At 62.2% G+C, this 23,425-nt stretch carries 20 protein-coding genes; 11 read left to right on the forward strand and 9 right to left on the reverse strand.

All coding sequences use genetic code 11. From position 1 onward, the window contains the following. Positions 1-22: 22 nt before the first annotated feature. The gene (locus DQW91_RS14220) at positions 23-925 is read right to left on the reverse strand and encodes a LysR family transcriptional regulator (protein ID WP_112664299.1); all 903 of its coding nucleotides are present in this window, start codon (positions 923-925) and stop codon (positions 23-25) included. 111 nt (positions 926-1,036) lie between these two features. Here DQW91_RS14220 and DQW91_RS14225 point away from each other — a divergent pair, with 111 nt between their 5' ends. Continuing rightward, positions 1,037-1,450 (forward strand): CidA/LrgA family protein, encoded by a 414-nt coding sequence (locus tag DQW91_RS14225; protein ID WP_112664300.1) that lies wholly within the window; start codon positions 1,037-1,039, stop codon positions 1,448-1,450. Further along, positions 1,437-2,144, forward strand: coding sequence for an LrgB family protein (locus DQW91_RS14230; RefSeq protein WP_112664301.1), 708 nt, complete (start codon positions 1,437-1,439; stop codon positions 2,142-2,144). Before DQW91_RS14225 ends, DQW91_RS14230 begins: the two co-directional genes overlap by 14 nt. Positions 2,145-2,193: 49 nt before the next feature. Here the strand turns inward: DQW91_RS14230 and DQW91_RS14235 are convergent, their stop codons facing one another. Then, positions 2,194-2,583: a hypothetical protein gene (locus DQW91_RS14235; RefSeq protein ID WP_245411041.1), complete on the reverse strand. Its 390-nt coding sequence runs from the start codon at positions 2,581-2,583 to the stop codon at positions 2,194-2,196. Positions 2,584-3,079: 496 nt separating this feature from the next. On the opposite strand from DQW91_RS14235, the gene DQW91_RS14245 reads away from it, so the two are divergent. The 8 genes from DQW91_RS14245 (at position 3,080) to DQW91_RS14280 (ending at position 15,240) form a co-directional block, all read left to right on the forward strand. Further along, positions 3,080-4,222 (forward strand): patatin-like phospholipase family protein, encoded by a 1,143-nt coding sequence (locus DQW91_RS14245; protein WP_245411042.1) that lies wholly within the window; start codon positions 3,080-3,082, stop codon positions 4,220-4,222. 516 nt (positions 4,223-4,738) lie between these two features. Continuing rightward, complete coding sequence (locus DQW91_RS14250; protein WP_198411869.1) at positions 4,739-7,276, forward strand: cadherin domain-containing protein; 2,538 nt, start codon at positions 4,739-4,741, stop codon at positions 7,274-7,276. 81 nt (positions 7,277-7,357) lie between these two features. Further along, on the forward strand, positions 7,358-9,370 hold the full coding sequence (locus tag DQW91_RS14255) for a TonB-dependent hemoglobin/transferrin/lactoferrin family receptor (RefSeq protein ID WP_112664305.1): 2,013 nt from the start codon (positions 7,358-7,360) through the stop codon (positions 9,368-9,370). A 21-nt stretch (positions 9,371-9,391) separates the two neighbouring features. Continuing rightward, positions 9,392-10,630 (forward strand): calcium-binding protein, encoded by a 1,239-nt coding sequence (locus DQW91_RS14260; RefSeq protein ID WP_112664306.1) that lies wholly within the window; start codon positions 9,392-9,394, stop codon positions 10,628-10,630. Between the two features lie 19 nt (positions 10,631-10,649). Next, positions 10,650-11,165 carry a hypothetical protein gene (locus DQW91_RS14265; RefSeq protein WP_112664307.1) on the forward strand — a complete coding sequence of 172 codons (516 nt, stop codon included), beginning with the start codon at positions 10,650-10,652 and terminating at the stop codon, positions 11,163-11,165. Between the two features lie 427 nt (positions 11,166-11,592). Then, entirely contained in the window at positions 11,593-12,279 is a 687-nt protein-coding gene (locus DQW91_RS14270; protein WP_112664308.1) for a cyclic nucleotide-binding domain-containing protein, read from the forward strand. 122 nt (positions 12,280-12,401) lie between these two features. Beyond that, entirely contained in the window at positions 12,402-13,439 is a 1,038-nt protein-coding gene (locus DQW91_RS14275) for a Fe(3+) ABC transporter substrate-binding protein (protein ID WP_112664309.1), read from the forward strand. 64 nt (positions 13,440-13,503) lie between these two features. Then, positions 13,504-15,240 (forward strand): ABC transporter permease, encoded by a 1,737-nt coding sequence (locus DQW91_RS14280; protein ID WP_112664310.1) that lies wholly within the window; start codon positions 13,504-13,506, stop codon positions 15,238-15,240. Here the strand turns inward: DQW91_RS14280 and DQW91_RS14285 are convergent. Together DQW91_RS14285 and DQW91_RS14290 are read right to left on the reverse strand one after the other, a co-directional pair. Next, positions 15,225-15,890: a CoA transferase subunit B gene (locus DQW91_RS14285; protein WP_112664311.1), complete on the reverse strand. Its 666-nt coding sequence runs from the start codon at positions 15,888-15,890 to the stop codon at positions 15,225-15,227. The two genes, DQW91_RS14280 and DQW91_RS14285, sit on opposite strands and share 16 nt — an antisense overlap. An 11-nt stretch (positions 15,891-15,901) precedes the next feature. Further along, positions 15,902-16,609 carry a CoA transferase subunit A gene (locus DQW91_RS14290; protein ID WP_112664312.1) on the reverse strand — a complete coding sequence of 236 codons (708 nt, stop codon included), beginning with the start codon at positions 16,607-16,609 and terminating at the stop codon, positions 15,902-15,904. 203 nt (positions 16,610-16,812) lie between these two features. Here DQW91_RS14290 and DQW91_RS14295 point away from each other — a divergent pair, with 203 nt between their 5' ends. Then, a complete protein-coding gene (locus DQW91_RS14295; protein WP_112664313.1) occupies positions 16,813-18,618 on the forward strand; it encodes an AsmA family protein in 1,806 nt (601 codons plus the stop codon). Here DQW91_RS14295 and DQW91_RS14300 read toward each other — a convergent pair. The 5 genes from DQW91_RS14300 to DQW91_RS14320 all read right to left on the reverse strand — a co-directional run bounded on the left by DQW91_RS14300 (position 18,597) and on the right by DQW91_RS14320 (position 23,122). Further along, positions 18,597-19,133, reverse strand: a complete 537-nt coding sequence (locus tag DQW91_RS14300; RefSeq protein ID WP_112664314.1) for a MepB family protein — start codon at positions 19,131-19,133, stop codon at positions 18,597-18,599. The genes DQW91_RS14295 and DQW91_RS14300 overlap by 22 nt on opposite strands. Positions 19,134-19,153: 20 nt before the next feature. Further along, complete coding sequence (locus DQW91_RS14305; protein ID WP_112664315.1) at positions 19,154-19,957, reverse strand: ABC transporter permease; 804 nt, start codon at positions 19,955-19,957, stop codon at positions 19,154-19,156. Further along, positions 19,954-20,856, reverse strand: coding sequence for an ABC transporter permease (locus DQW91_RS14310; RefSeq protein WP_112664316.1), 903 nt, complete (start codon positions 20,854-20,856; stop codon positions 19,954-19,956). Before DQW91_RS14310 ends, DQW91_RS14305 begins: the two co-directional genes overlap by 4 nt. 2 nt (positions 20,857-20,858) lie before the next feature. After that, positions 20,859-22,019 carry an ABC transporter ATP-binding protein gene (locus tag DQW91_RS14315; protein WP_245411043.1) on the reverse strand — a complete coding sequence of 387 codons (1,161 nt, stop codon included), beginning with the start codon at positions 22,017-22,019 and terminating at the stop codon, positions 20,859-20,861. A gap of 410 nt (positions 22,020-22,429) precedes the next feature. Next, positions 22,430-23,122, reverse strand: coding sequence for a hypothetical protein (locus DQW91_RS14320; protein WP_157961457.1), 693 nt, complete (start codon positions 23,120-23,122; stop codon positions 22,430-22,432). Positions 23,123-23,425: the final 303 nt, after the last annotated feature.

Below are 23,425 nucleotides of genomic sequence, written 5' to 3' on the forward strand. Positions count from 1 at the left end.
CCATGCTCTTTGACCTGCGGCGTTATGATGCCGCGCCGCTTGCCGCCTTGCCGTGCACATCGCGCGCGAGCGCAAGCCACGCGCGCGCCGCGTGAGAGAGATAAGCGCCGCGCCGCCACACAAGCGCCATGTGCCAATCCGTTTCCGGCTCATCGAGTAGCAATCGTCGAACGGATGGGTGCGCGCGCTGTTCAGCGATCATGCGCGGCAGAAACGCAACACCGAGCCCCGCCGCGACAAGTTCGACGATGAAGTCGATCTGCCCGCTGCGCGCCGCCACATCCGGCGCAAATCCACGCCGCTCGCAGGCATCGAGAATGACCTTGTTCAACGCAAAACCGGATTCGAAGAGGATGAACGGAATATGCGCCAGATCGGCAAGGCTGATTTTCCTGCCCTTGGCGACAGGATGCCCGGACGGGAGGAGCGCCATCAACGGCTCCCGACGCACGGCCTGCGCCTCGAACTCGTCGGAGACCGGCAGGAGCGACCCGGCGAAATCAATTTCGCCTGCGAGCAGGATCTCTTCCTGCCTCTTGCTGCCATGTTCGACAAGGCGGATCTCGATGCCGGGATAGCGGCTGCGATACACGGCGAAGAGCGGCGCGAACAACGTGCTGCTGCCGAGCGGCGGAAGCCCGAGCCTGAGGACGCCGCGCTTCAACCCTCTCAATTCATCGAGTTCGGCAATCAGGTCGTCGCGCTCGGCGAGGATCGCCAGCGCGCGGCGATAGACGATCTCCCCCGCCGCCGTCATCTCGCTGCGGTGGCCGATGCGGTCGAGCAACGGCACGCCGAGTTCGTCCTCGAGCTGTTTGACAGCCTTGCTGACGGTCGGCTGCGTCGCGAATACGGCCTTGGCCGCCTGAGAGAAACCGCCCTGGCGGACCACCTCGACGAAGGCGCGGAGCGTGCGGAGTTCCATGTCTATTCCATATCAGAATTGATTGAATTCGATCAATTCATTTTCCACATGCCGCAACGCACCATAAGTTAAGGGCGTTCCCGGAACTTTCCAGGAATTCAGGAGCTTTCCATGAGCATCCGCGCCCGCAAGATACCGGTTCTGATCCGCTTTGCCCTGCACCACAGCCGGGTTCTGCAGATTGCCGTCATCATCGGGTTCTGGGCCCTGGGCGAAGGTCTGGTCCGTCGGTTCGACCTGCCGGTGCCCGGCGGGATCATCGGCATGGTGCTGGTCCTGGCGCTTCTCGCCAGCGGCGTCATCAGCCCCTTGAGCATGCGGCGCGGCGCTTATTGGCTGCTTGCGGAGATGCTGCTGTTCTTCGTGCCCGCCGTCATGGCGGTGCTCGATCATCATGAATTCGTCGGGCTGCTCGGCCTCAAGCTCCTCGCGGTGATCGTCATTGGCACGGGCCTTGTCATGGGCGGCACCGCATTGACGGTCGATCTGTGTTATCGCTGGCAGGTGCGCCATGCCCTTCACTGAAGCGACGGCGCTTGCAGTCTTCTGGTCCGCCGCCACCATCGTGTTTTACATCGGCGCGCGCACGCTCCACCGGCTTCGCCCGTGCTGGTGGCTCTCGCCCCTGATCGTGACGCCGACGGCGCTGCTTATCCTCGCCCTAACCCTGCACACCGGATACCGCGATTACATTCGCGGCACGCATTGGCTGGTGGCCCTGCTCGGCCCTGTCACCGTTGCATTCGCCCTGCCCATCTATGAGCAGCGCGCGTTGATCCGCCGTCAATGGCCCGTGCTTCTCATCGGGGTTCTGGTCGGCAGCGGCATCGCCATGACGACAGCCTGGGCGCTCGCGAGTGTTCTCGGATTGTCGGACAGCCTGCGCCTGAGCCTCATGCCGCGTTCTGTCACGACGCCCTTCGCCATGGCCGTGTCGAGCGACATCGGCGGCCTGCCGGATCTCACTGCCCTCTTCGTCGTTCTCACCGGCGTGTGCGGCGCGGCTCTCGGCGATGCCATGCTGAAATGGCTCCCGCTGCGCTCCAGCCTCGCGCGCGGCGCTCTCTTCGGCATGGGCGCGCACGGCGCGGGCGTCGCCAAGGCGCACCAGATCGGCTCAGAGGAAGGATCGATTGCAGGCCTCGTGATGGTGCTCGCAGGGCTGTTCAACGTCCTCGTCGCTCCGCTCCTCTCCTATTGCCTGCGAGCCTTCGCATAAAAAAACACCCGCCTTGCGATGGGTGCCCTCATATCGAAATCGAGACCGCTCAGTACCACCAGGGCCCAGGGCCCCAGGCGCCCCAGTAGTTCCAGCCCGTATCCTGCATCATGGTCGCCGCGATGAGGTTCTTGTCGGCGATGCGCTGCTGGAACGCCATCTGCTGGTAAGCCTGATAGGCGTTCTGGTCCCCATAATAGATGCACTGGCAGATGGTCGGATCGGCGTAGAGATAGATGACCTGGCTGCCTTGCGTCTTCATGACGAACTTGTGCGGCGGCAGCGCCTTGAGCGCGTTGACCTTGTCCTGGCTGTCGACCGTTTTGACCTTGAACCCCGCCGCAGCCAGCATGTTCACCGTGTTCTCGGTCGCCGTGACACACGCGGCGAGGGAGAAGGCAGCCGCGAGAGCGACACCGACGAGCGCTGATTTCGACATGATGCGAGCCTTTCCGATGGTAATGGGTCGCGCGCCGCAAGCCGGCTAACGGAGGCCTCCGATGGCTCCCGGAAGAACATCGTTTCCGAAGCGGCCGTCCGAGATGCCGGGCCTTTGGTAAATCTGTGCTCTCACGTAGTCCGCCTCCCCGGTCTGGACGCCCGAAGACATGCAGGCGCCGAGATTGAAAGCGATACCGACAATCACCAGACAGGTCAGTTTTTGAAACATGGTCTCTCGCCCCTTCGCTGATCCCGGTGCGATAGCCTGCGCACCGGGCACCCGTTTTCATATCTAACGCTCAAGCTGCGTTGGGAAATAGGCACCTCCCAATGCGCTCATGCGACCGGCCTGGAACCGGAGAAAGCGAGAGGTCTCCCACACCTTTCTCCTGAGATCACCGACACCGGACTTGCATCGGCTCGAAATTCCGGAAGAAACCGCTAAAGTCGCATCGCGACGCGGGGGAGACTTAAGGGGCATGGCGGCATCGGGAATGTTGAGGGCATCTGCTGCGGTGACGGCGCTTTGCGTTTTAAGCGCATGCGCCCTCGTTCCGCGCGCTCCCTACACCGAGACCGAGGGAACAAGCGCCACCCTGCCGGGCCTGCCGCAAGTGCGGAGATGGGCCGACTCTCCTTACCTCGCGAAGGACGCAAAGGTCTTAGCGCAGAAGATCGGCAGGAATTTCAACTATCTCGCCCTTTCGGGCGGCGGCGGAGATGGCGCCTACGGCGCCGGCGTTCTGAACGGATGGACGGCCGCGGGCACCCGTCCTCAATTCGACCTTGTCTCCGGCGTGAGCACGGGCGCGCTGATCGCTCCCTTCGCCTTTCTGGGGCCCGCTTACGATGAAATCCTGCGGGACTTGTATACGAGCGGCTATGCGGAAAGTCTGATCGAGTCCCCCAACATCTTCAATGTGTTTTTCAGTTCTGGCCTTTTCGGCAACGAGCGCCTTCTGACCCTCGTCACACGTTACATTACCGACGATCTCATCGCGAAAGTCGCGGAGGAGCACCGCAAGGGCCGCCGCCTCGTCGTCGTGACGACCAATCTCGATGCGCAACGCCCCGTGCTCTGGGACATGGGCACGATTGCCTCCGCAAAGGCTCATGCGCTGTTTCGCGAAGTCATGACAGCATCCGCCAGCGTTCCGGGCGTGTTTCAGCCGATGCTGATTGATGTTTCGGCGAACGGTCGGGCCTTCCAGGAAATGCACGTCGACGGAGGGCTGACCTCGAACATCTTCACGATCCCGCAGCATCTTCTGGTGCGTGACCCGCACCTGCCGGGGCAAAGGCAGCGCGGCTCCATATACGTACTGATGAACGGCAAGATCGAACCGTCTTTCATCGTCGTCGAAAACAGCACGGCCCAGATCGCGGGCCGCGCGATCTCGACGATGACCCAGGCCCAAAGCCGCTCGACCCTGCATGCCACCGCCGACTTCGCACAGCGCAACGGCTTCCGTTTCAACATCACCGCCATCGACAGCGACATGCCGGATGGCGGGGCGACAGGCTTCGAAACCCAGTACATGCGAAAGCTCTACGAATACGGATACGCTAAGGGAGCATCCCAGGCCCTGTGGAGCCGGAGCGTCCCCCTCGCCGCGGCGAACACTGCCGGCGAGTGAAGGAAGGCGCGCCGGTTCGAGAGACCTGCGCCTCGCCGATAAGCCCCGTCAATCGCAACACGAGCGCGATTCGAGCAGGGCTGCGCCTGCCCGTGAAGACGAAAATCCGCCAGTTTGACGCGTTTCCAGGAAGCGCCTCTTAGCCCGCCTCGTCAGCACAGAGTGCCAGTGACGAGCCCTCGACACCGGCTCCAGCCGCTGCCGCCTCAAGCGCAATCAACGCAAGCTCCAAAGCAAGATATTGCAGTTTAAAAATACTAAAAACTGTTCTTTGTAAAAATTCTAAACTTATCGCCGTCGATGATCTTTTTTAGATCAATTATCAATTACTATAGCGCGACTCGACATCAACTTAAAACAACAATATGAAACCCCCGCTTTCCTGAGGGAGTGAACGGCAATGCGCTCATGCGCTGCGGCCGGGGAGCCAGGGCCTCAGCGCGAACGCGACACTCCGGCGCCGGGGACGGCGCCACGACAGCAACAGTTTCAGATTTGAAGGCACGGATTAAAGCCATGACTGCGAAGGGCACGATCACGATCACTCCGGTATCGACCGGCGGCGACTTCAACGACTTCCTTGCGAACTATTTCACTTCGGCGGCGGCCTTCAAATTCTACGGTGGCACCGATTATCTCGGCACCACGCTGATCAGCGGCGAGCAGATCGTTTTCTCCATCGGCGACAAGCTGCTGATCCTTCAGGCAAGCGAAGGCGAGCTGAAGTACAACCCCACGGCGTCTCACACCCTCTCGGGTACGGCGACGACGGTCATTCTGGCCAACAAGGGCTCCGCGACGGTTGACGAGACGACCGGCCTTCTCACCGGCTACGAAACCCTCGCCACAATCGACGGCGTTTCTATCTCCGGCACCGCCGGCGACGCCACGAGCCTGCTGCAACAGACTTTCACAGGTCTTCGCGCCGGCAACATGTCGGTCCTCACGAACGAGATCCGCAACTACGCGGCGATCTTCAACGGCGCGGCCGGCGACGACATCACCCGCGGCTACGGGTTCGACGACATCATCGACGGCGGCGAGGGAGCGGACACCATCGTCTATACCGGCAAGCGCGAGAATTACGACATCGTCCACAATGCCGATGGCACCTTCACGGTGACGGATCTGCGCCTCGCCACCGAGCTCAATCAGGGCAAGGACACGGTCAAGAACGTCGAGACGTTCCAGTTCTCCGACGGCGCCGTCGACGCGGCGGACGCCGCCGGCGCAGGCGTCAAGCAGATCGTCATCGACGCTTCCGGCGCGACGGCGGGGATGGACTTCGAGGCCTTCATCCGTGGCGGCTTCATTCCTGCGGGCGCCGCGCGCACCATGCCCGTCTTCGACAATGGCGGCACATTCTCCGGAAAGGAGATGTTCATCGGATACGGAGCCGATGCGGCATCGAAATACGTTTTCGCCCACGGCAACCTGCAATATGCGTTTTCCACCCACACCGTCGCCGGCTTGATGAACACCATCGAATACGGCACGCGGGGCAGCGGCTCTTTTGACTCGAACGGCTATTTCGTCGGCGGCAACGCTGAATTGCGGATCACCGGACTTGATCTTTCGAACCCGGTGCCGGGCAACGCCACCGAAGAGGCCGAGATCGAGCTCAACGGCGCGGTCCACAACTTCGCCGTCGCCTACATGGCGGGCGCGGCAGCCGACGTTACGCGCCTCAACACCTATGCCAACGCGCTCGATGCTTACGCACAGCACTTCATCGGTTCGGCGTTCAACGATGTCTATGCCGGCACGAGCCATGACGACACCATCGAGGGTGGCGGCGGCGACGACGTATTCATCGCCTCCGGCGGTGACGATATCGTGGACGGCGGCGCCGACAACGACCGCATCTATTTCTCCGGCGGCATCGCGAACTACACCCTGACCAAGCTGGCCAGCGGCGATGTGACCGTCGTGGACACGCGGACAGGCGCTGTCTCCACCCTGAAGAACATGGAATCCGCCCGCTTCGGGGACCGTAAGGTGGACCTCGCGACGATGGAGGAATCCGTCCTTAACGCAGCGCCGGAAAACCTGCAGCTGATCGGCCATACCGTCACCGAGAATGCGGTTGCCGGCACGCCGGTCGGCGAGTTGTCGGCCACCGATCCTGAAGGAGCCGCGGTGTCCTTCTCCCTTTCCGATGACGCGGGCGGCCTGTTCGAGATCGTGAACAACCAGCTCCTCGTGAAGGGGCCCATCGACTACGAGAAGGCGAAGACCCTCTCCATCACGGTCGTCGCGAAGGATGCCGATGGTGAGCAAAGCTCCAAGACTTTCGCCATCACGGTCAACGATGTGAACGAAGCTCCCACCGCTCTGACACTGTCGAAGACCAGCATTTCCGAGAACGCCGCCATCGGCGCGCGCATCGGAACAGTCTCGTCCGTCGACCCGGAGGGGCAGCAGGTTTCCCTCTCGCTCGCAAGCAATCCAGGAAAGCTGTTCAAGCTCGTCGGCGACAAGCTCGTTCTCGCCAAGAGCCTGAACTACGACAAGGCCCAGAGCCACACGGTGACGCTGCAGGCCAAGGATGCCCATGGCCAGATCTCGACGCAGCAGATCACCATCAACGTGATCGACGTCGCCAAGACCACCCTCGGCACCGACGGGAACGACGTCCTGAACGGCAAGGCCGGTGTCGAGATCTTCAAGGGCGGTGCTGGCAGGGACAAGCTCTACGGCGGTGCTGGCGGCGACAAGCTCTACGGCGGCGCGGATGCTGATACCTTCATCTTCAAGTCGATCAAGGACAGCACCGTCGCTTCCTCGGGGCGCGACACGATCTACGACTTCTCGCGCAAACAAGGGGACAAGATCGACCTGCGCACCATCGACGCCAACACGACGGCCTCGGGCAACCAAGCCTTCAAGTTCATCGCCAAGAAGGACTTCTCCTTGAACGCGGGCGAGCTTCGCTACGAGAAGATCAAGGGCGGGCTGATTGTCCATGGCGATGTGAACGGCGACGGCGTTGCCGATTTCAGCATCCACCTGAAGAGCATCGCCTCTCTCGCGAAGGGTGACTTCTACCTCTGAGACGAGGGACTTCCACGCCGATCCCGGGGGCTTTTCTGCCCCCGGGCCTTTCCATTTCAGGACCTCAGCAGAACTCGCACCGTGCCGACCACACGCTTTCTTGGAACAACCGCGATCCTCACCGCTGCTCTTCTTGCGACCGACCCCGTTTGGGCACAGGCCACCGCACCGAATGGCGAGGCGGAGAGCACTCCCATCGTGCTCGACCAGATCACGGTGACGGCGACCAAGGCGGGCGAGAATGTCTATGAATCGCTGTCCCCCTCGAGCGTGCTCACGCGCGACGAATTGCAGAGCCAGGTTCAGCCGAGTTCCGTCTCCGACGTGCTGCGCCTCATCCCCGGCGTCACGACCCAGGTCGGCGCAGGCGATTCAGGGACCGGCGTCAACATTCGCGGCCTGCAGGATTTCGGCCGCGTCAACGTGCTGGTGGACGGCGCGCGGCAGAACTTCCAGCGTCAGGGCCATGCCGCTAACGGCACCTTCTACTTCGACCCGGAGATGATGAAATCCGTCGATGTCACGCGCGGCCCGGTCTCTTCGATCTACGGCTCCGGGGCCATCGGCGGCGTGGCGAGTTTCACCACCCTCGACGCCGACGACGTGATCGGCGAAGGCCGGCTGATCGGCGCGCGCCTGAAGACCGGATTCGAGACCAACGGCAGCACGCCGGTCCTGCACGGTGAGGTCGCGACAAAGCAGGGAGCCTTCGACATTCTCGGAGCCGCCACATGGCGCTCTGCGGGCGACTACACCTCCGGCGACGGAAGAGTGGTGAGAGACACGGCGCAGGATCTGCTCTCCGGCCTGTTCAAGAGCCGCATCCGGCCTGCGGACGATCAGGAACTCACGCTCTCGGCCCTGCGCATCCGCAACACGTTCGACGGCGGCCTTTCCACAAATTACCACACGGACGCTATCGCGGACACTTACACCGCAGGCTATCGCTGGACGCCGGTTTCGGACCTCTGGAACCTGAGTGCCAAGGTCTATTTCACCGGCACGGACGTGAAGCAGACCGTAAACGACGGGATTTTCGCCGGGGCGACGAAATCCTTTCGCATCGGCACTACGGGCTTCGACCTCTTCAACACCTCGCGCCTGACGACGGGCGCGTTCTCACATGAAATCACCTATGGCGGCGATTTCTTCGAGGACAACGTCAAGACCCGCGACTCTTTTGGCACGAGCGACCAGCTCACCCCATCCGGCACGCGCCTCGCTTATGGAACCTACCTCCAGGACAAGGTGAGATATTCCACCTGGCTCGAGGTGATCGGTGGCCTGCGCTACGATTCCTACCGCCTTTCCGGAAGCGGAATCGAGAATGACGGCCAGCGCGTTTCGCCAAAGTTCACCGTCGGCGTCACGCCATGGGATCCCATCACCTTCTATGGCACCTACGCAGAAGGTTATCGTGCGCCGTCCCTCAACGAGACCTTGATCGACGGCTTCCATCCGCCGCCGGTCAGCGCCGGGCGGTTCTTTCCCAACCCCGACCTCAAGCCCGAAGTTGCCCACACCGTCGAAGCAGGGACGAACCTGCGGTTCAACGGGCTCTTGCAGGACACCGACAGGCTACGCCTGAAGCTCGGCGTGTTCCGCAACACTGTCGACGATTATATCGAGCAGGTCTTCACGCCCTTCCCCATTCCCGGCGGCTATCAATACCAGAACATCGCGAAGGCGAAGCTGCACGGCTTCGAGGCGGAGGGGATCTACGACGCCGGCACGGTCTTCCTCGGCCTCGGCGGGCAGATCATGGAAGGCAAGAACGCCATCACCGGCGATCCGCTGAACAAGGTTCCACCGAACCGCCTCACGACGACGCTCGGCTTCCGGCTCTTCGAAGAAAGGCTCGAACTGGGTACCCGCGTCACTTGGGTTGCGGAAAAGAAGAACGCCGCCGCCCTCGGTTTCATCGGGGAGCCTTACACGCTCGTGGACCTCTTCGCGGATTGGAACGTGAGCGAGAACGTCAAGGCAGGTCTCGTGATCGAAAACCTTTTTGACGTCCAATACACGCAATACCTCAACGCCCAGCCAAGCCCCGGCCTCAATGCGAAGGCCGCCCTCACCGTCAAACTCTACTGAAGTTTCGCGAAGGAGATTTTCATGGCCATCACCATCAAGCTGACCGCGACCGAAGCGTATTCGAAGGGCGTCAACGTCAACCAATATCTGGTGAACTATTTCGCCGATTTCGCGTTCGAGGGCTGGCCCTACATTCTGGGTGGCGGCAGCACCTACAAGGGCAATCAGCTCGTCCTGCTCGACAACCTCACCGGACGAAGCACCAAGACGATCGTCCTCGACGGCTCCAATTTCGAATATTACTTCGCAAGCCACATCATGACCGGCACGCTCAAGAGCCTCAAGCTCGCGACGCTGGGCGACAGTTTCGTTTCGTCCTCCAACTCTTTCACGCAGGACGCTTCTGGCCGCATCGTCAACTATGCCGCCCCCGTCGAGATCTCAGGGCTCTCGGTCACCGGCACGTCGGCAGGCGGCCTCTTTCACGAGCTTGTTTCCTCGCTCATGGGCGGCGTAAGCGACGGATCGCGCGGGGCTGACCCGTCTGTTCTCAAAGGCATTCTCTCTAGTCAGGCCCAAAGCCTCATCGGCTCGAAGGGCGCCGATACGTATACCGGCACGAAATACAACGACACTGTCCGCGGCAACGGTGGAAACGATACCCTGAACGGAGGCGCGGGAACGGATACCGCCGTCTATTCCGGCCGCAAGAGCGATTATACGATCACGAGATACACCAGTGGCACGATCAAGGTCGTCGACAAACGCTCAGGTGCTCCGGACGGCAGCGACACGTTGAAGAGCATCGAGAAGCTCAAATTCTCGGATGGAATGCTCGACCCTTCGTCCCTCCCCAGTGTCTCCTCGATCAGGACGATGACCGGCAACGACGGTAACGACGTTCTGAACGGCTCGTCCTCCGCGGATCTCATCAAGGGGCTGGCGGGCAAGGACAAGATTTATGGCGGACGCGGCGGCGACAGGCTCTATGGCGGCGCGGATGCTGACACCTTCGTCTTCAAGTCGATCAAGGACAGCACCGTCGCGTCCTCGGGGCGAGACACGATCTATGATTTTTCACGCAAGCAAGGGGACAAGATCGACCTGCGCACCATCGACGCCAACACGACGGCTTCGGGCAATCAGGCCTTCAAGTTCATCGGCACGAATGATTTCTCCCTGAAAGCGGGCGAGCTTCGCTACGAGAAGGCTTCCGGCGGCGTCACCATCCACGGCGACGTGAACGGCGACGGCGTTTCCGATTTCAGCGTCTACCTGAAAAGCATCGCCTCTCTCGTGAAGGGCGACTTCTACCTCTGACGGAAAACGCCGCGTATCAATGAACCAGCGCACGAACACCCCCGAAGCCGAGACGATGGAAGAGCCCTTCGTGGCGCTTCACACGGAGAGTCTCGACGCCAGACGGTTGCTCGATCTTCTCGACCAGTTGAACGAAACCACCGTCGCCAAGGCGTGGATGCAGTTCATGGTCGCGCGGGCGTATTTCGCCCTGACCGACAACCGCAATGTCAGTCGCGCCGACAAGACGCGCATTCTCAAGATGCTGGCGCGCAGCGCCGGCATCAGCACAACGCGCCTTCACGCCCTGCTCAATCAATATTTCTACGCCCGCTCCATCGACGCCTTTCTGCCCATGACGGAGAACGATGGACGCCGTGTCGATCCCCGCGTCGAGGAGATCATCGCGGAAGAGATCGAGCGCGCGCAAGGCGCGCCTCAACCGCAGACCAGAGTCGCGCTCATGGCGCAGATCCGGCAGCGGTGTCAGGAGGAGGGTCTCAATCCTCCCGCACGGAATACGATCTTAATGCGCATCAGGCTGTCTTTGCTATGACTTGTATCTGACGATTCTCGGCAGAATCGACCGCATCGCCGGGGCTGCTGCGTCAGAAGATCAGAGGAGGGGCTTGTGGCCGAACTGGAATTCGAGTTGTCAAAGCGCGTTCTTCGTTGGTCCTATGCCGCACTGGCGGCGAGCGTTCTTGTGGCCTCGTATTTGACACTTGGCTAAGGCAAAGACCGCCAACGCCTCCAGCCTGTCTGAACCTACCTGACGGGCAACTTGATCCGCGCCACGAACAGGAAAGCCGCCCGCTTCGCTCTTTAGGGCGCTTGAACAGTGACGCTCCGCCTCCCCTGATACACTCTTACAAAAGCAACCCGAGGCTTGAGGCCGAGGTGGAAATCGTCTCTTCTTTCTGGAATATCGTCGGCACTGTTTCAAAGTTTGCCGCGCACATTCTGGAGGAGACCGCCTGACGATGACCTGGATCGAAGCTCTCGGATGGTTCGGCGCCGTTCTTGCCATCACCGGCAGCGCGATGAGAACAATCATCCCGTTGCGTTGCGTCGGCATCATCGCGAATGTTGTATCATTTACCTACAACCTCGCGCTCGGCCTTTATCCGGGCATGATCGTCAACATGATCCTGCTGCCGCTCAACAGCATGCGCCTCATCCAGATGCTGCGCCTCATCCGCAAGGTGAAGCACGCATCCCAGAGCGATCTATCGATGGATTGGCTCAAGCCCTTCATGGCGAAGCGCAACGTGAAAGCCGGCGAGATCCTGTTTCACAAGGACGATGAAGCCGATTGCATGTTCTACACCCTGAGCGGCCAGTTCCGGCTGCGCCAGCTCGGGATCGACGTTCCGCCGGGGCGCGTGGTCGGCGAGATGGGTTTTCTGTCGCCGGACAACAAGCGCACCCAAACCCTGGAATGCATCGAGAGCGGCGAGGTCCTCAGCATCACCTACAACCAGGTTAGGCAACTCTACTTCCAGAACCCCGAATTCGGCTTCTACTTCCTGCGGCTGACCACGGAACGCATGTTCGCGAACATGGAAAGGCTGGAGGCCGAGCTCTCGCAATTGCGCGCGGGCAGCGAAGAGACGCACACCAGCGAGGCTCCCGAGACCGACAGGGAGAACGTGCCCGTCACAGTTTAGAACTAGTCTAAATAATTGAATTGATTACGTTTTTTCTTGACCAGCCCCTCTCCTCATGCTTTTTGCGCGGCATCGTCGGGCGGCCTTGACCCGCTGCGGCTCAAACTCAAGCAGGAGGCAAGATGTCGGTTCGCACACTCGTCAATCGTTTCGTTCTCGGAGCCCTCGGGTCGACGGCCCTGATCGCTGCCGGCGCGCCCGCTTCGGCGCAGGGCGTCGTCAACGTCTATACGAATCGTGAGCCCGGCCTCTACTCGGCCACTCTCGACGACTTCACCAAGGCGACCGGTATCAAGGTCAACGCCATCTTTTCCGAGCAGGGCCTTTCCGAACGCATCAAGGCGGAAGGCGAGAACAGCCCCGCCGACGTTCTGATTACCGTCGATATCGGCCGCCTGCAGGAAGCGCTCGACCTCGGCATCACGCAGCCTCTCAAGTCGCAGGCGCTGGAAGCCGCGATCCCCGCGCAGCTGCGCGATCCGGAAGGTCGCTGGTTCGCGCTCTCCATGCGCGCCCGTGCAGTCTACGCCTCGAAGGATCGCGTAAAGGACACGGCGATCACCTATGAGGATCTCGCCGACCCGAAGTGGAAGGGTAAGCTCTGCACCCGCTCCTTCCAGCACCAGTACAACCTCGCGCTCACCGCCGCGATGATCATCAAGAACGGCGAGGCCAAGACCGAGGAATGGCTCAAGGGCATCAAGGCCAACCTCGCCAAGAAGCCCTCCGGCGGCGACCGCGACGTGGCGAAGGACATCATGGCCGGCGTTTGCGATATCGGCCTCGGCAACACCTATTACGTGGGCCTGATGACCAACGGCACGAACCCGGACCAGAAGAAGTGGGCCGAGGCGATCCACGTCATTCTGCCGACGTTCCAGAACGGCGGCACGCACGTCAACGTTTCCGGCATCGCGCTCATGAAGCACGCGCCGAACAAGGCGAATGCCGTGAAGCTCATGGAATACATGACCTCGCCCGAGGCGCAGCACGTCTTCGCGGATGTGAACTACGAGTATCCGGTGCGCGCGGGCGTCGCCGTCAATCCGCTCGTGAAGTCCTTCGGTGACCTGAAGCGCGATACGATGTCGATGTCGGATATCGGAAAGGCCCGCGCCAAGGCGAGCGAGCTCGTCGACAAGGTTGGCGTGGACCGCTAACCCTCTCGCGAGGATAGGATCGAGGATAGGACACGGTGCAGCACATGATGAGGATCGCCTTCACATGAGCACGCTCGCCGTGTCCTCACACCTCTCTCTGACCGCCATTCGGCGCGCCTGCAACGGCGCGCCGCTCTGGTCTCTGGCGGTTGTGTTTTTCGTTGCCTGCATCGTGCTGGCTCCCCTCGCCTCGCTGGTAAGCATCGCGCTGAGCGGCGATCCGGCCCAATTGCCGGGCCTCGTTTCGGATGTTCTGCCGTCGGCGTTGTTCGACACAGGCGTTCTTCTCGCAGGGGTAGCGATCCTTGCCGGCTCCATCGGCATCGGCACCGCCTGGCTCGTGACGGCGCATCGTTTTCCCGGCCGCAACGCGCTTGCCTGGCTTCTGCCGCTGCCACTTGCGGTGCCGACCTACATCACCGCCTATATCTACGTCGAAATCTTCGATGCCGCCGGGCCGCTACAAATAGCGCTGCGCGGCCTGATGGGCTGGAAATCCCGCGCGGATTACTGGTTTCCCGAGATCCGCTCCCTCTCGGGCTGCATTCTCGTCATGTCCTTCGTGCTCTACCCTTATGTCTACATCGCCGCCCGCACGATGTTCCTGACGCAAGGGGCGAACATGATCGAGGTGGCGCGCACATTGGGCGCGGGGCGCTTCCGGCTGTTCAGCGTCATCGCCGTTCCCCTCGCCCGCCCCGCGCTTGCCGTCGGCCTCTCGCTCGCGCTCCTCGAAGCGCTGAACGATATCGGCGCGGCGGAATATCTTGGCGTGCGCACGCTCACCGTCTCCGTCTTCACGACATGGCTCAACCGCAACAACCTCGCGGGCGCGGCGCAGATCGCCTGCGTGATGCTCGCCATCGTGATCGTGCTCATCATGATCGAGCGGCGCGGGCGCAAGGACCGGCGCTATGCGCTCTCGACCCGCCGCCCGCGCGTCACGCAGCCGATGCCGCTTCCGCCCATCGGGCGCTGGATCGCCACGCTGTTCTGCGCCCTGCCCGTCATGATGGGTTTCGTGCTGCCTCTGAGTTTCCTGCTGCGTGAGGTTCTGCGGCGCGATCTTTCGAGCCAGATCGATGCCGCTTTCATCGATCATCTCTTCACGACGCTCGGTCTTTCGATTGCCGCGACAGTGACCGTTCTCGCCCTCGCGGTCGTCGTTGTCACGGCGTCTCGTCTTGCGAAAACGCGCTTCACGAAAACCGCGCAAGGCATCACCGGCATCGGCTATGCGGTGCCGGGAACCGTGCTCGCCCTCGGCTTGCTCACGCCGCTCGTGACAGTCGACAACTGGATCGGCTCGGCGTGGCGCGCATTCACTGGCGTTCCGCTCGGCCTGATTCTCCTCGGTTCGGTCGCTGGCATCGTGATCGCCTACACCATCCGCTTCCTGCCAATTGCCACCGGCTCCCTGTCCGCGGGCCTCGAGCGCATTTCATCGAACCTCGAGGATGCCGGGCGCATTCTCGGCGCGCGGCCACGCGAACTGGTGCTGAACGTCCAATTGCCGCTGCTGCGCCCAGCCCTGGCCAGCGCGGCGCTGCTCGTCTTCGTGGATTGCATCAAGGAATTGTCGGCGACGCTGCTTTTACGCCCCCTCAACACGGAGACGCTGGCGACGCTGGTCTATGGCAACGCATCGCGCGGGGCTTTCGAGGACGGCTCGTTCGCCGCCCTCGTCATCGTTCTTGTCGGGCTCCTGCCCGTCATTCAGCTCGTGCGGAGCGCCGAGGTGCGGCGCAAGGCCGCGCCCTCGACAGGTTCCGACGCCTCATCGACTCAAGCCGCCGACTGACGGCCCTCGCCCAGCGCCACGCGGAAATCGGCTTCCGTCTTGGCCTTGATCTCTTCGAGCGTCACGCCATCGGCGAGCTCGATGAGGGTGAGGCCCGTGCCGCCCTTCTTGTCGATGGAGAAGACGCCAAGATCGGTGATGACTATGTCGACGACGCCCGCGCCGGTCAGGGGCAGGTTGCACGTCTTGAGCAGCTTCGGCTCGTCCTTGGCGGTGTGTTCCATGACCACGACGACGCGCTTGACGCCCGCCACGAGGTCCATGGCCCCGCCCATGCCCTTCACCATCTTGCCGGGGATCATCCAGTTGGCGAGATCGCCCTTCTGGTCCACCTGCATGGCGCCGAGGATCGACAGGTCGATGTGGCCGCCACGGATCATCGCGAAGGAATCCGCCGACGAGAAATAGCTCGTGGTGGGCAACTGCGTGATCGTCTGCTTGCCGGCATTGATGAGGTCCGGATCTTCCTCGCCCTCGAACGGGAACGGGCCCATGCCGAGCATGCCGTTCTCCGACTGGAGCTGCACGTCCATGCCTTCCGGAATGAAGTTCGAAACGAGCGTCGGGATGCCGATGCCGAGATTCACGTAATAACCGTCGCGCAGTTCCTTGGCGGCGCGGGCGGCCATCTGTTCACGGGTCCAAGCCATGTTCTTCTCCCTTATGCCGCCGCCCGAGGACGGGTGGTGCGCTGCTCGATGCGCTTGATCGGGTTCGCCACATGCACGAGGCGTTTGACGAAAATGCCGGGGGTGTGGATGCAATCCGGGTCGATCTCGCCCGGCTGAACCAGGTGCTCGACTTCCGCGACGGTGATCTTCGCGGCGGTCGCCATCATCGGGTTAAAGTTGCGGGCGGTCTTGCGGTAGACGAGGTTACCCTCCGTATCGCCCTTGAAGGCGTGGACGATGGCGATATCCGCGAAAAGGCCGCGTTCCATGACGTATTTCTCGCCGTCGAACTCGCGCACTTCCTTGCCGTCGGCGATGATGGTGCCGACGCCGGTCTTGGTGAAAAAGGCCGGGATGCCCGCGCCGCCGGCCCGGATGCGCTCCGCCAGCGTTCCTTGCGGGTTGAATTCCAGCTCGAGCTCGCCCGAGAGGTACTGCTGGGCGAACAGCTTGTTCTCGCCCACGTAGGACGAGATCATCTTCTTGATCTGGCGGGTTTCGAGAAGGCGGCCGAGGCCCACGCCGTCGACGCCGGCGTTGTTGGAGATGAAGGTCAGGTCCTTCGCCCCCGAATCACGAATCGCCTCGATCAGGGTCTCGGGAATGCCGCACAGGCCGAAACCGCCGGCCATAATGGTCATCCCGTCCTTCACGAGCCCAGCGAGCGCAGCGCGCGCATCAGCATGAACCTTATTCATAAATCCTCCGAGAATTTCCTCAGCATGTCGCCCAAGGGCGTGATCGGGCGCACCCTGCATGGCGGCCTCAATTTAGACAATCCCTTCGTATGGATATATGCAGGTTCCCGCATATGGCCGGTTTCCCTCCCGGAAACCTGCACTAGTTTTTATTCCTCACCTGCGACGTTCCAAGGACAACCGGTCCGAATCCCGATCAGCTCATGTCTCGCCGCGCCGTTCTCACCATCGCTTTGATCGCGCTCGCGCTCCTAGGGGCCGCGGCCTTTCCCTGGACTTTGTCCAGCGACAGCCTCTCGGCGGCGCTCACGCGGCATCTGGAGAGGGATTACGGCCTGTCCTTCCAGGTCAACGGGCGCAGTACCTTCGCGCTCCTGCCGACCCCGCGGGTCAAGTTCGAGGATGTGGCCTTGAAATCGGCCGACGGGCGGACCCAGGTGCAAGGCGGTTATCTGCGCGGCGAATTGCGGGTGCTGCCCCTGATGTTCGGGCAGATCGAGCTGTCGGAGATCGCCCTCAGCGACACCCGCATCACGGCCCCGTTCGAACAATTGCGATCCCTCGACTGGGCGCGCGGGACTGAGGACCGCAAGGGCGCGGAACGTCCGGTGCGGGCCAAGCGCCTGATTTTGACCGGCTCCTCCGTGCAATGGTCGGATTTTCCCAGCGCCCGACTCGACCGCGTGAATCTCGTGGTCAGCTGGCACGGCGGCCAGGAGGAGCTGGCCATCGCGGGCTCCGCCGCATGGCGGGGGGAAGACATTGAAATCGGTGAGGTTTCCTTCACCCCGGCCCTGCTCGCAGCGGACGCGGCCAGCCCCTTCACGGTGAAATTGAAGTCCCTTTCCGGCAGGGTGGCCGTGACGGGCGAGGCGCAGCTCGGCGCAGATCCGCGCCTTTCCGGCAAGGGCACGTTCGACGCCCGGTCGATCCGCGACTTTGCGCGCTGGAGCGGCGTCAGTCTCCCCTTGAGCCCCCTGACGGGGGCTCTTTCCATTGCCGGCGAGTTCTCGGCCAACAAGCGCCGGCTCTCCTGGCCCTCCGTGGCGGTGACGCTGGGGGATGATCGCCTCGACGGCACGCTTTCCCTCCGCCTCGACAGCGACAGGCCCGTCATCGCGGGCACTTTGGCAGCCGACAAGCTGGACCTGTCTGATTTCTTCGCACCCTTCATCCAGACCCGGACCCTCTCGGGAGCCTGGAACGACGATACGCTGAACCTGACCCGGATGACGGCGGGCGATCTAGATATCCGTCTGTCGGCCACATCCGCGAAGCTCGGATTTCTCACTCTCGGCGACATGGCGGCGAGCATCCTGGTGAAGCCCGGCCAGATCGAGGCGTCGCTTGGCCGCGCGAGCTTTCATGACGGGTCCCTGAAAGGCCGCCTTTCCCTCAATCAGGTCGAGGGCAAGCCGGACCTCAAGGGACAGGCCGCTTTCGACCGGATCGACATCGCCGCGTTCCTGTCCGCCGTGGGAGAGCCGCGCTGGATCACCGGTCAGGCGGGAGGACAGATCCAGATCGAAGCGACAGGCGGCACGGTTTCCGAACTCGTGCGCTCGAGCCACGGCCGCACGTCGGTTTCCGTCAAGCGTGGTGAACTGATCGGGATCGGCCTCAACGATGCCCTCAAGCGGATCGAGAAACGCCCCCTCGCCGCCTCCCTCGATTGGCGCGGCGGTAGAACCGCCTTCGATCTCGCACAGGTCAACCTGAACATCGTCTCCGGCACGGGCGAGATCGTCGAAGGCCGGCTGACGGCTCCCGAAGTGCATGCGGCGCTGCAGGGCGCGGTTTCCCTGGCCGATAGAACGCTGGACGTGAAGGCGCTCGTCGATTCCGCGACGCCCAACCCGAACACGTCACCGCTGATCGTGTTCGACGTGGATGGCGGGTGGGATACGGTGAGGATCACACCGGACGTGAAATCGCTGATCCAGCGCTCGGGCGCGGCAAAGCCCCTCTTCGGGCCGGAGCGCGCCACTCAGGCGGCGCCGACCCCGTAAAGCACTCGCGCTCTGGCATGGTCCGGGGAACGCCCCTCGGACATGTCCAGAAAGTATTCGATCTGCCATTTCTGCGTCTGCAACGCCTGCCGGCTCGTCGGCTTGTCCCAGGGCGGGTAAACGCGGATGCCCCGCTTGCCGCCCTCACCTTCCCGCGCGACGATATCCCGCTCGCACAAGACGGATTTCGGAAACACAAACTGCCCCCAGAGCCGGTCGTGCCGACAACTGACGATAAAGAAATCGACCGGGTCCGACATGTCGAAGGGCTGGATCGGGCCGCGCCCGATCCGCTTCCACAACGTTACGAACTGCCCAACCTTCGTGGGCGTGATTTTGGAAATCCGGAACTGCACGGCCAAGTCGCTGAGCCCGAACGCGCACGCGCCATATTCGGCACTCTCGGGTTGCATGATCGGTGCCGAGCATGAAAGCCCGTTCGGCTCGTAGACAAGCCGCTCGGCGGCGATGAGATCTTGAGGGATCTCACGCCCTAACGGATCCAACGTTTGCATGAATGATCGGCCCGGAATTTTCAGAGAGCGTTTCTCTCGGCGCGCGCCAGCGAGCGCTTGCTGAGGATGGTGGCGATGGTCACGCCTATGGTCACGATGCCGATGAGGATCGCGGACGCGGCGTTCACCTCCGGCGAGAGGCCGAGACGCACCTGGCTGTAGATCTTGATCGGCAGGGTCGTCGCACCGGGCCCGGTGTTGAAGCTCGCGATCACGAGGTCGTCAAGCGACAAGGTGAAGGCCAGGAGGAAGCCCGCGGCAATCGCAGGGGAGATCAGCGGCAGCGTCACGGCGAAGAAAGTCTTGAGCGGCGGCGCGCCGAGATCCATCGCGGCTTCTTCCAGCGAGCGGTCGAAGGTCAAGAGCCGCGCCTGCACCACCACGGTCACGAAGCACATGGTCAGCGTCGTGTGCGCCAGCGTGATCGTCCAGAAACCACGGTCGAAGCCAATGGCGACGAAGAACAACAACAGCGACAGGCCGGTGATGACTTCCGGCATCACCATCGGCGCATAGACCATGCCGGTAAAGAGCGTGCGCCCTGTAAAACGCCCGTAGCGCGTCAGCGCGAGAGCGGCGAGCGTGCCGAGCACGGTCGCAAGCGACGCGGAGAGGAACGCGATCCGCACCGTCACCCAGGCAGCATCCATCAGCGCTTCATTGCGGAAGAGCGCCCCATACCACTGCGTCGAGAACCCGCCCCACACAGTCACGAGACGTGACGCGTTGAAGGAATAGACCACGAGCAAGAGGATCGGCAGGTAGAGGAACGCGAAGCCGAGAGCCAGCGACGTGACGTTGAAGAGGCTAAGACGGTTCTTCATCGCTGCGTCTCCAGCCGCCGCGCTTCCACATCGCGATAGATCACGATCGGGACGACGAGGATGATGAGCAAGAGGATCGCCACGGCCGAAGCCAACGGCCAATCGCGGTTCGAGAAGAACTCGCTCCACAATTGACGGCCGATCATCAGCGTCTCGGAGCCGCCGAGCAGGTCTGGGATCACGAACTCGCCGACCGCCGGGATGAAGCAGAGAAGCGAACCGGCGATGACGCCCGGCATGGCGAGCGGCACGGTGATGGCCCAGAACGCACGCCAGGGCGGGCAGCCGAGATCGAGCGCCGCCTCGATCAGCGTGTTGTCCATCCGTTCGAGCGAGGCATAGAGCGGCAGCACCATGAAGGGCAGATAGGCATAGACGATGCCGATATAGACCGCCGCTTCCGTGTTGAGGATGATGATGGGATCATGGATCAGGCCGATACCCATCAGGGCTTGATTGAGCAGCCCCTCCGGCTTCAGGATCGCGACCCACGCATAGATGCGGATGAGGAAGCTCGTCCAGAACGGCAGGATGATGAGCGCGATCAGAAGCGGCCTGTGCCGCACGGGCGCGCGCGCCATCGCATAGGCGATGGGAAAGCCGACGATCAGGAGAAGCAATGTCGAGATGCCGGCGATCCGCACGGACGAGAGCGTCGCATCGAGATAGATGCCGTCCTCGACCAGCATTTCGAAGTTCTCGAGATCGAGTTTCCCGAAGAAGCCGCCGATATCGCTCCAATCGAAGACAGGCGTATAGGGCGGCTGCGCGACCACGGGATCGGAGAGGCTGATCTTCAGGACGATCAGGAACGGCACCAAGAAGAGGACGACGAGCCATAAAAACGGCACCGCCGGCACCACACCCGACACCAGCCTTTTCGTGAGCGAGCGCGCCATCGTCATTCCGCCAGGATGACCGCCGCGTCGGGAGCGAAGGTCAGGTGGACCTCCTCATCCCAATCGATGGGGTTCTCGACGAAGCGCGAGGCATTGGCGCGCGACACGCGCAGGATCTCGCCGGAAGCGAGCTTGACGCGATAGACCGTCCAATCGCCCAGATAGCCGATGTCCCACACCTCGCCGGTGACGGCGTTCTGCGTGCCGGGAGCGGCGGCGCCACGGCGGATCACCATCTTCTCCGGGCGGATCGCGATGGCGACAGCCTGGCCCGCGTGAAGCACCTCATCTGGATCGTCGATGGTCAGCGGCGTCGGAGAGGCAGCGGTTTCGACCCGCCACAGGCCGTTCTCCTGCCCGATGACCTTGCCTTCGAGGATGTTCACGTCGCCGACGAACTCCGCGATGAAGCGGGTCTTCGGCTGCTCGTAGATCTCGCCCGGCGTCGCGACTTGTGCAATGCGCCCGTGGTCCATGACCGCGATGCGGTCGGCCATCGTCATCGCCTCTTCCTGATCGTGCGTGACGACGACGAAGGTCATGCCGAGTTCGTGCTGGATGTCCATCAGCTCGAACTGGGTTTCCTCGCGCAGCTTCTTGTCGAGCGCGCCGAGGGGCTCGTCGAGAAGCAGCACCTTCGGGCGCTTGGCAAGGGCGCGGGCGAGCGCCACGCGCTGGCGCTGACCGCCGGACAACTGGTCGGGATAGCGCTTCGCGAGCCGCTCGAGCTGCACGAGGCGCAGCATCTCGTCCACCCGCGCGGCGATATCGGCCTTGGGCAGGCCATCCTGCTTGAGGCCAAAAGCGATGTTCTTCTCCACGCTCATGTGCGGAAAGAGCGCGTAGGACTGGAACATCATGTTCGCCGGTCGCCGATAAGGGGGCACGCCCGCGAGATCCTGTCCGGCGAGCGTGATGCGACCCTCGGTCGGCTCCTCGAAACCGGCCAGCATCCGCATCAGCGTCGTCTTCCCGCAGCCCGAGGGGCCGAGCAGGCAGAAGAACTCGCTTTCGTAGATGTTGAGAGACAGGTTATCGACGGCCACAGCGTCCCCAAACCGCTTCGTGACGTTCTCGAAGCGGATGAGCGGCACGGCGGCCGGATCGGACCAGGGCGAGAAGGTGCGGCGCACGGCGCCGACGGAGGACGTTTTGGGAGGCAATGCGGTTGGTGCTTCGTCTCAGGTGGTTATGAGGCGCAACCTAGGCTGAGAGCCGGGCAAGAACAATACTTTCCAGCAGTCATCCCCGACTTGCGAAGCCCGTCGATATCAAGGGTCCGCCAGTGTCGCGAAAAGGTGACGGTCGCGGACGCCGCCCAAGGGCAAAACGCCCCCTCTCTCCTGCATGAAGATCGCCGGGGCGGACCGGCGAGGCCCTGTCATCGTGGCCAGCCCTCTCAGAGCCTGTTTCGCAGACCTCATCCTGAGGAGCAGGCTTCAGCCTGCGTCTCGAAGGAGTGTCCAGCGCCCGCTGGAGACGCCTCGCCCTTCGAGACGGGCCTCTCGGCCCACCTCAGGGTGAGGCTGCGGGGAGCTCTATCGGGACGACACAGTTTCCAAACAGCCCTCTCTCAATCGCGCGGCGGCGATGACGTCCCACTACTCGTCTCGACTATCTCCGCGCGGTCCCGCCCAGCGTTCAAGTCCCGCATTTTGTTGATGAAATCAGGTGGGTAGAGCAGTGTCGAGGATGGCGTTTGAAGCCCCATGAATTTCGCGATATCCGCGACGAACGCATTGCAATTGTAGGTAACCGCGTTCCAGAGCGGTGAATTCGCCTGCAGTTTCTTGATGTGGGTGGTGACCTTTGCATATTCCGCCTCGCTCAGAACGACCCGGTAGCGCGCCGAAACGTACTTTTCCTCGAGATCGCCATCGCTGGGTCCGGTCTCTGACTGTACCGGGATCACATGCCCAATCATCCAGGGAACGGGGCTGTCGCCCGCCGGATGAAGGCCGGCAACCTCTCGCGAGGCAATTTGCCCCCGAGAATCCAGTCGCCCGAACATTGCGAAGGTATGCCCGTAGCTCAACGCATACCGGGAGCGAAACTCGATGAAGTATTGCCCCGCCGGGGCTCGAGCCGCTTTCTTGTTCTTGGAGTTCTGAGATGCGGCGACTTCCACCCGGTCGGTGCCGGTCGCATTGGATGCCCGGGCACTCATTGTCGTCGCCAGCAACGCCGTTGTCAGCACAAGCGCCCAGATCGAAAGAGAGCGCCTTTCCGTCAGTTTGTGATCGGCGTACCGCATGTTCGCTCCCACGTCATGAAACGTGCGCTCGGAAGACGCGATCCCTTACGCACAACAACAGGAGAAGCATTCTGAAGTAGAACCAATGCTTACAAAAGCAAGAGGGCCAGCTTGCGACTGGCCCTCTTTCAACTTTTATCTACCCCTTAGTGACTACTGGCGCAACAGGAGGGGGAGCCTTTCCTTTACCAAAACCAGCACAAGCCGCCGTGGAAAGAACCACAAGGGTCGTGAGTCCAACAAGAGCAATCTTCTTCATAGCGAGATCCTCTATAAACCTGGCCAAGTTACCACAAATGCCAAGTTATTTCTAGT

It is taken from the genome of Microvirga flavescens (genome assembly GCF_003290125.1).
Lineage (GTDB): Bacteria > Pseudomonadota > Alphaproteobacteria > Rhizobiales > Beijerinckiaceae > Microvirga > Microvirga flavescens.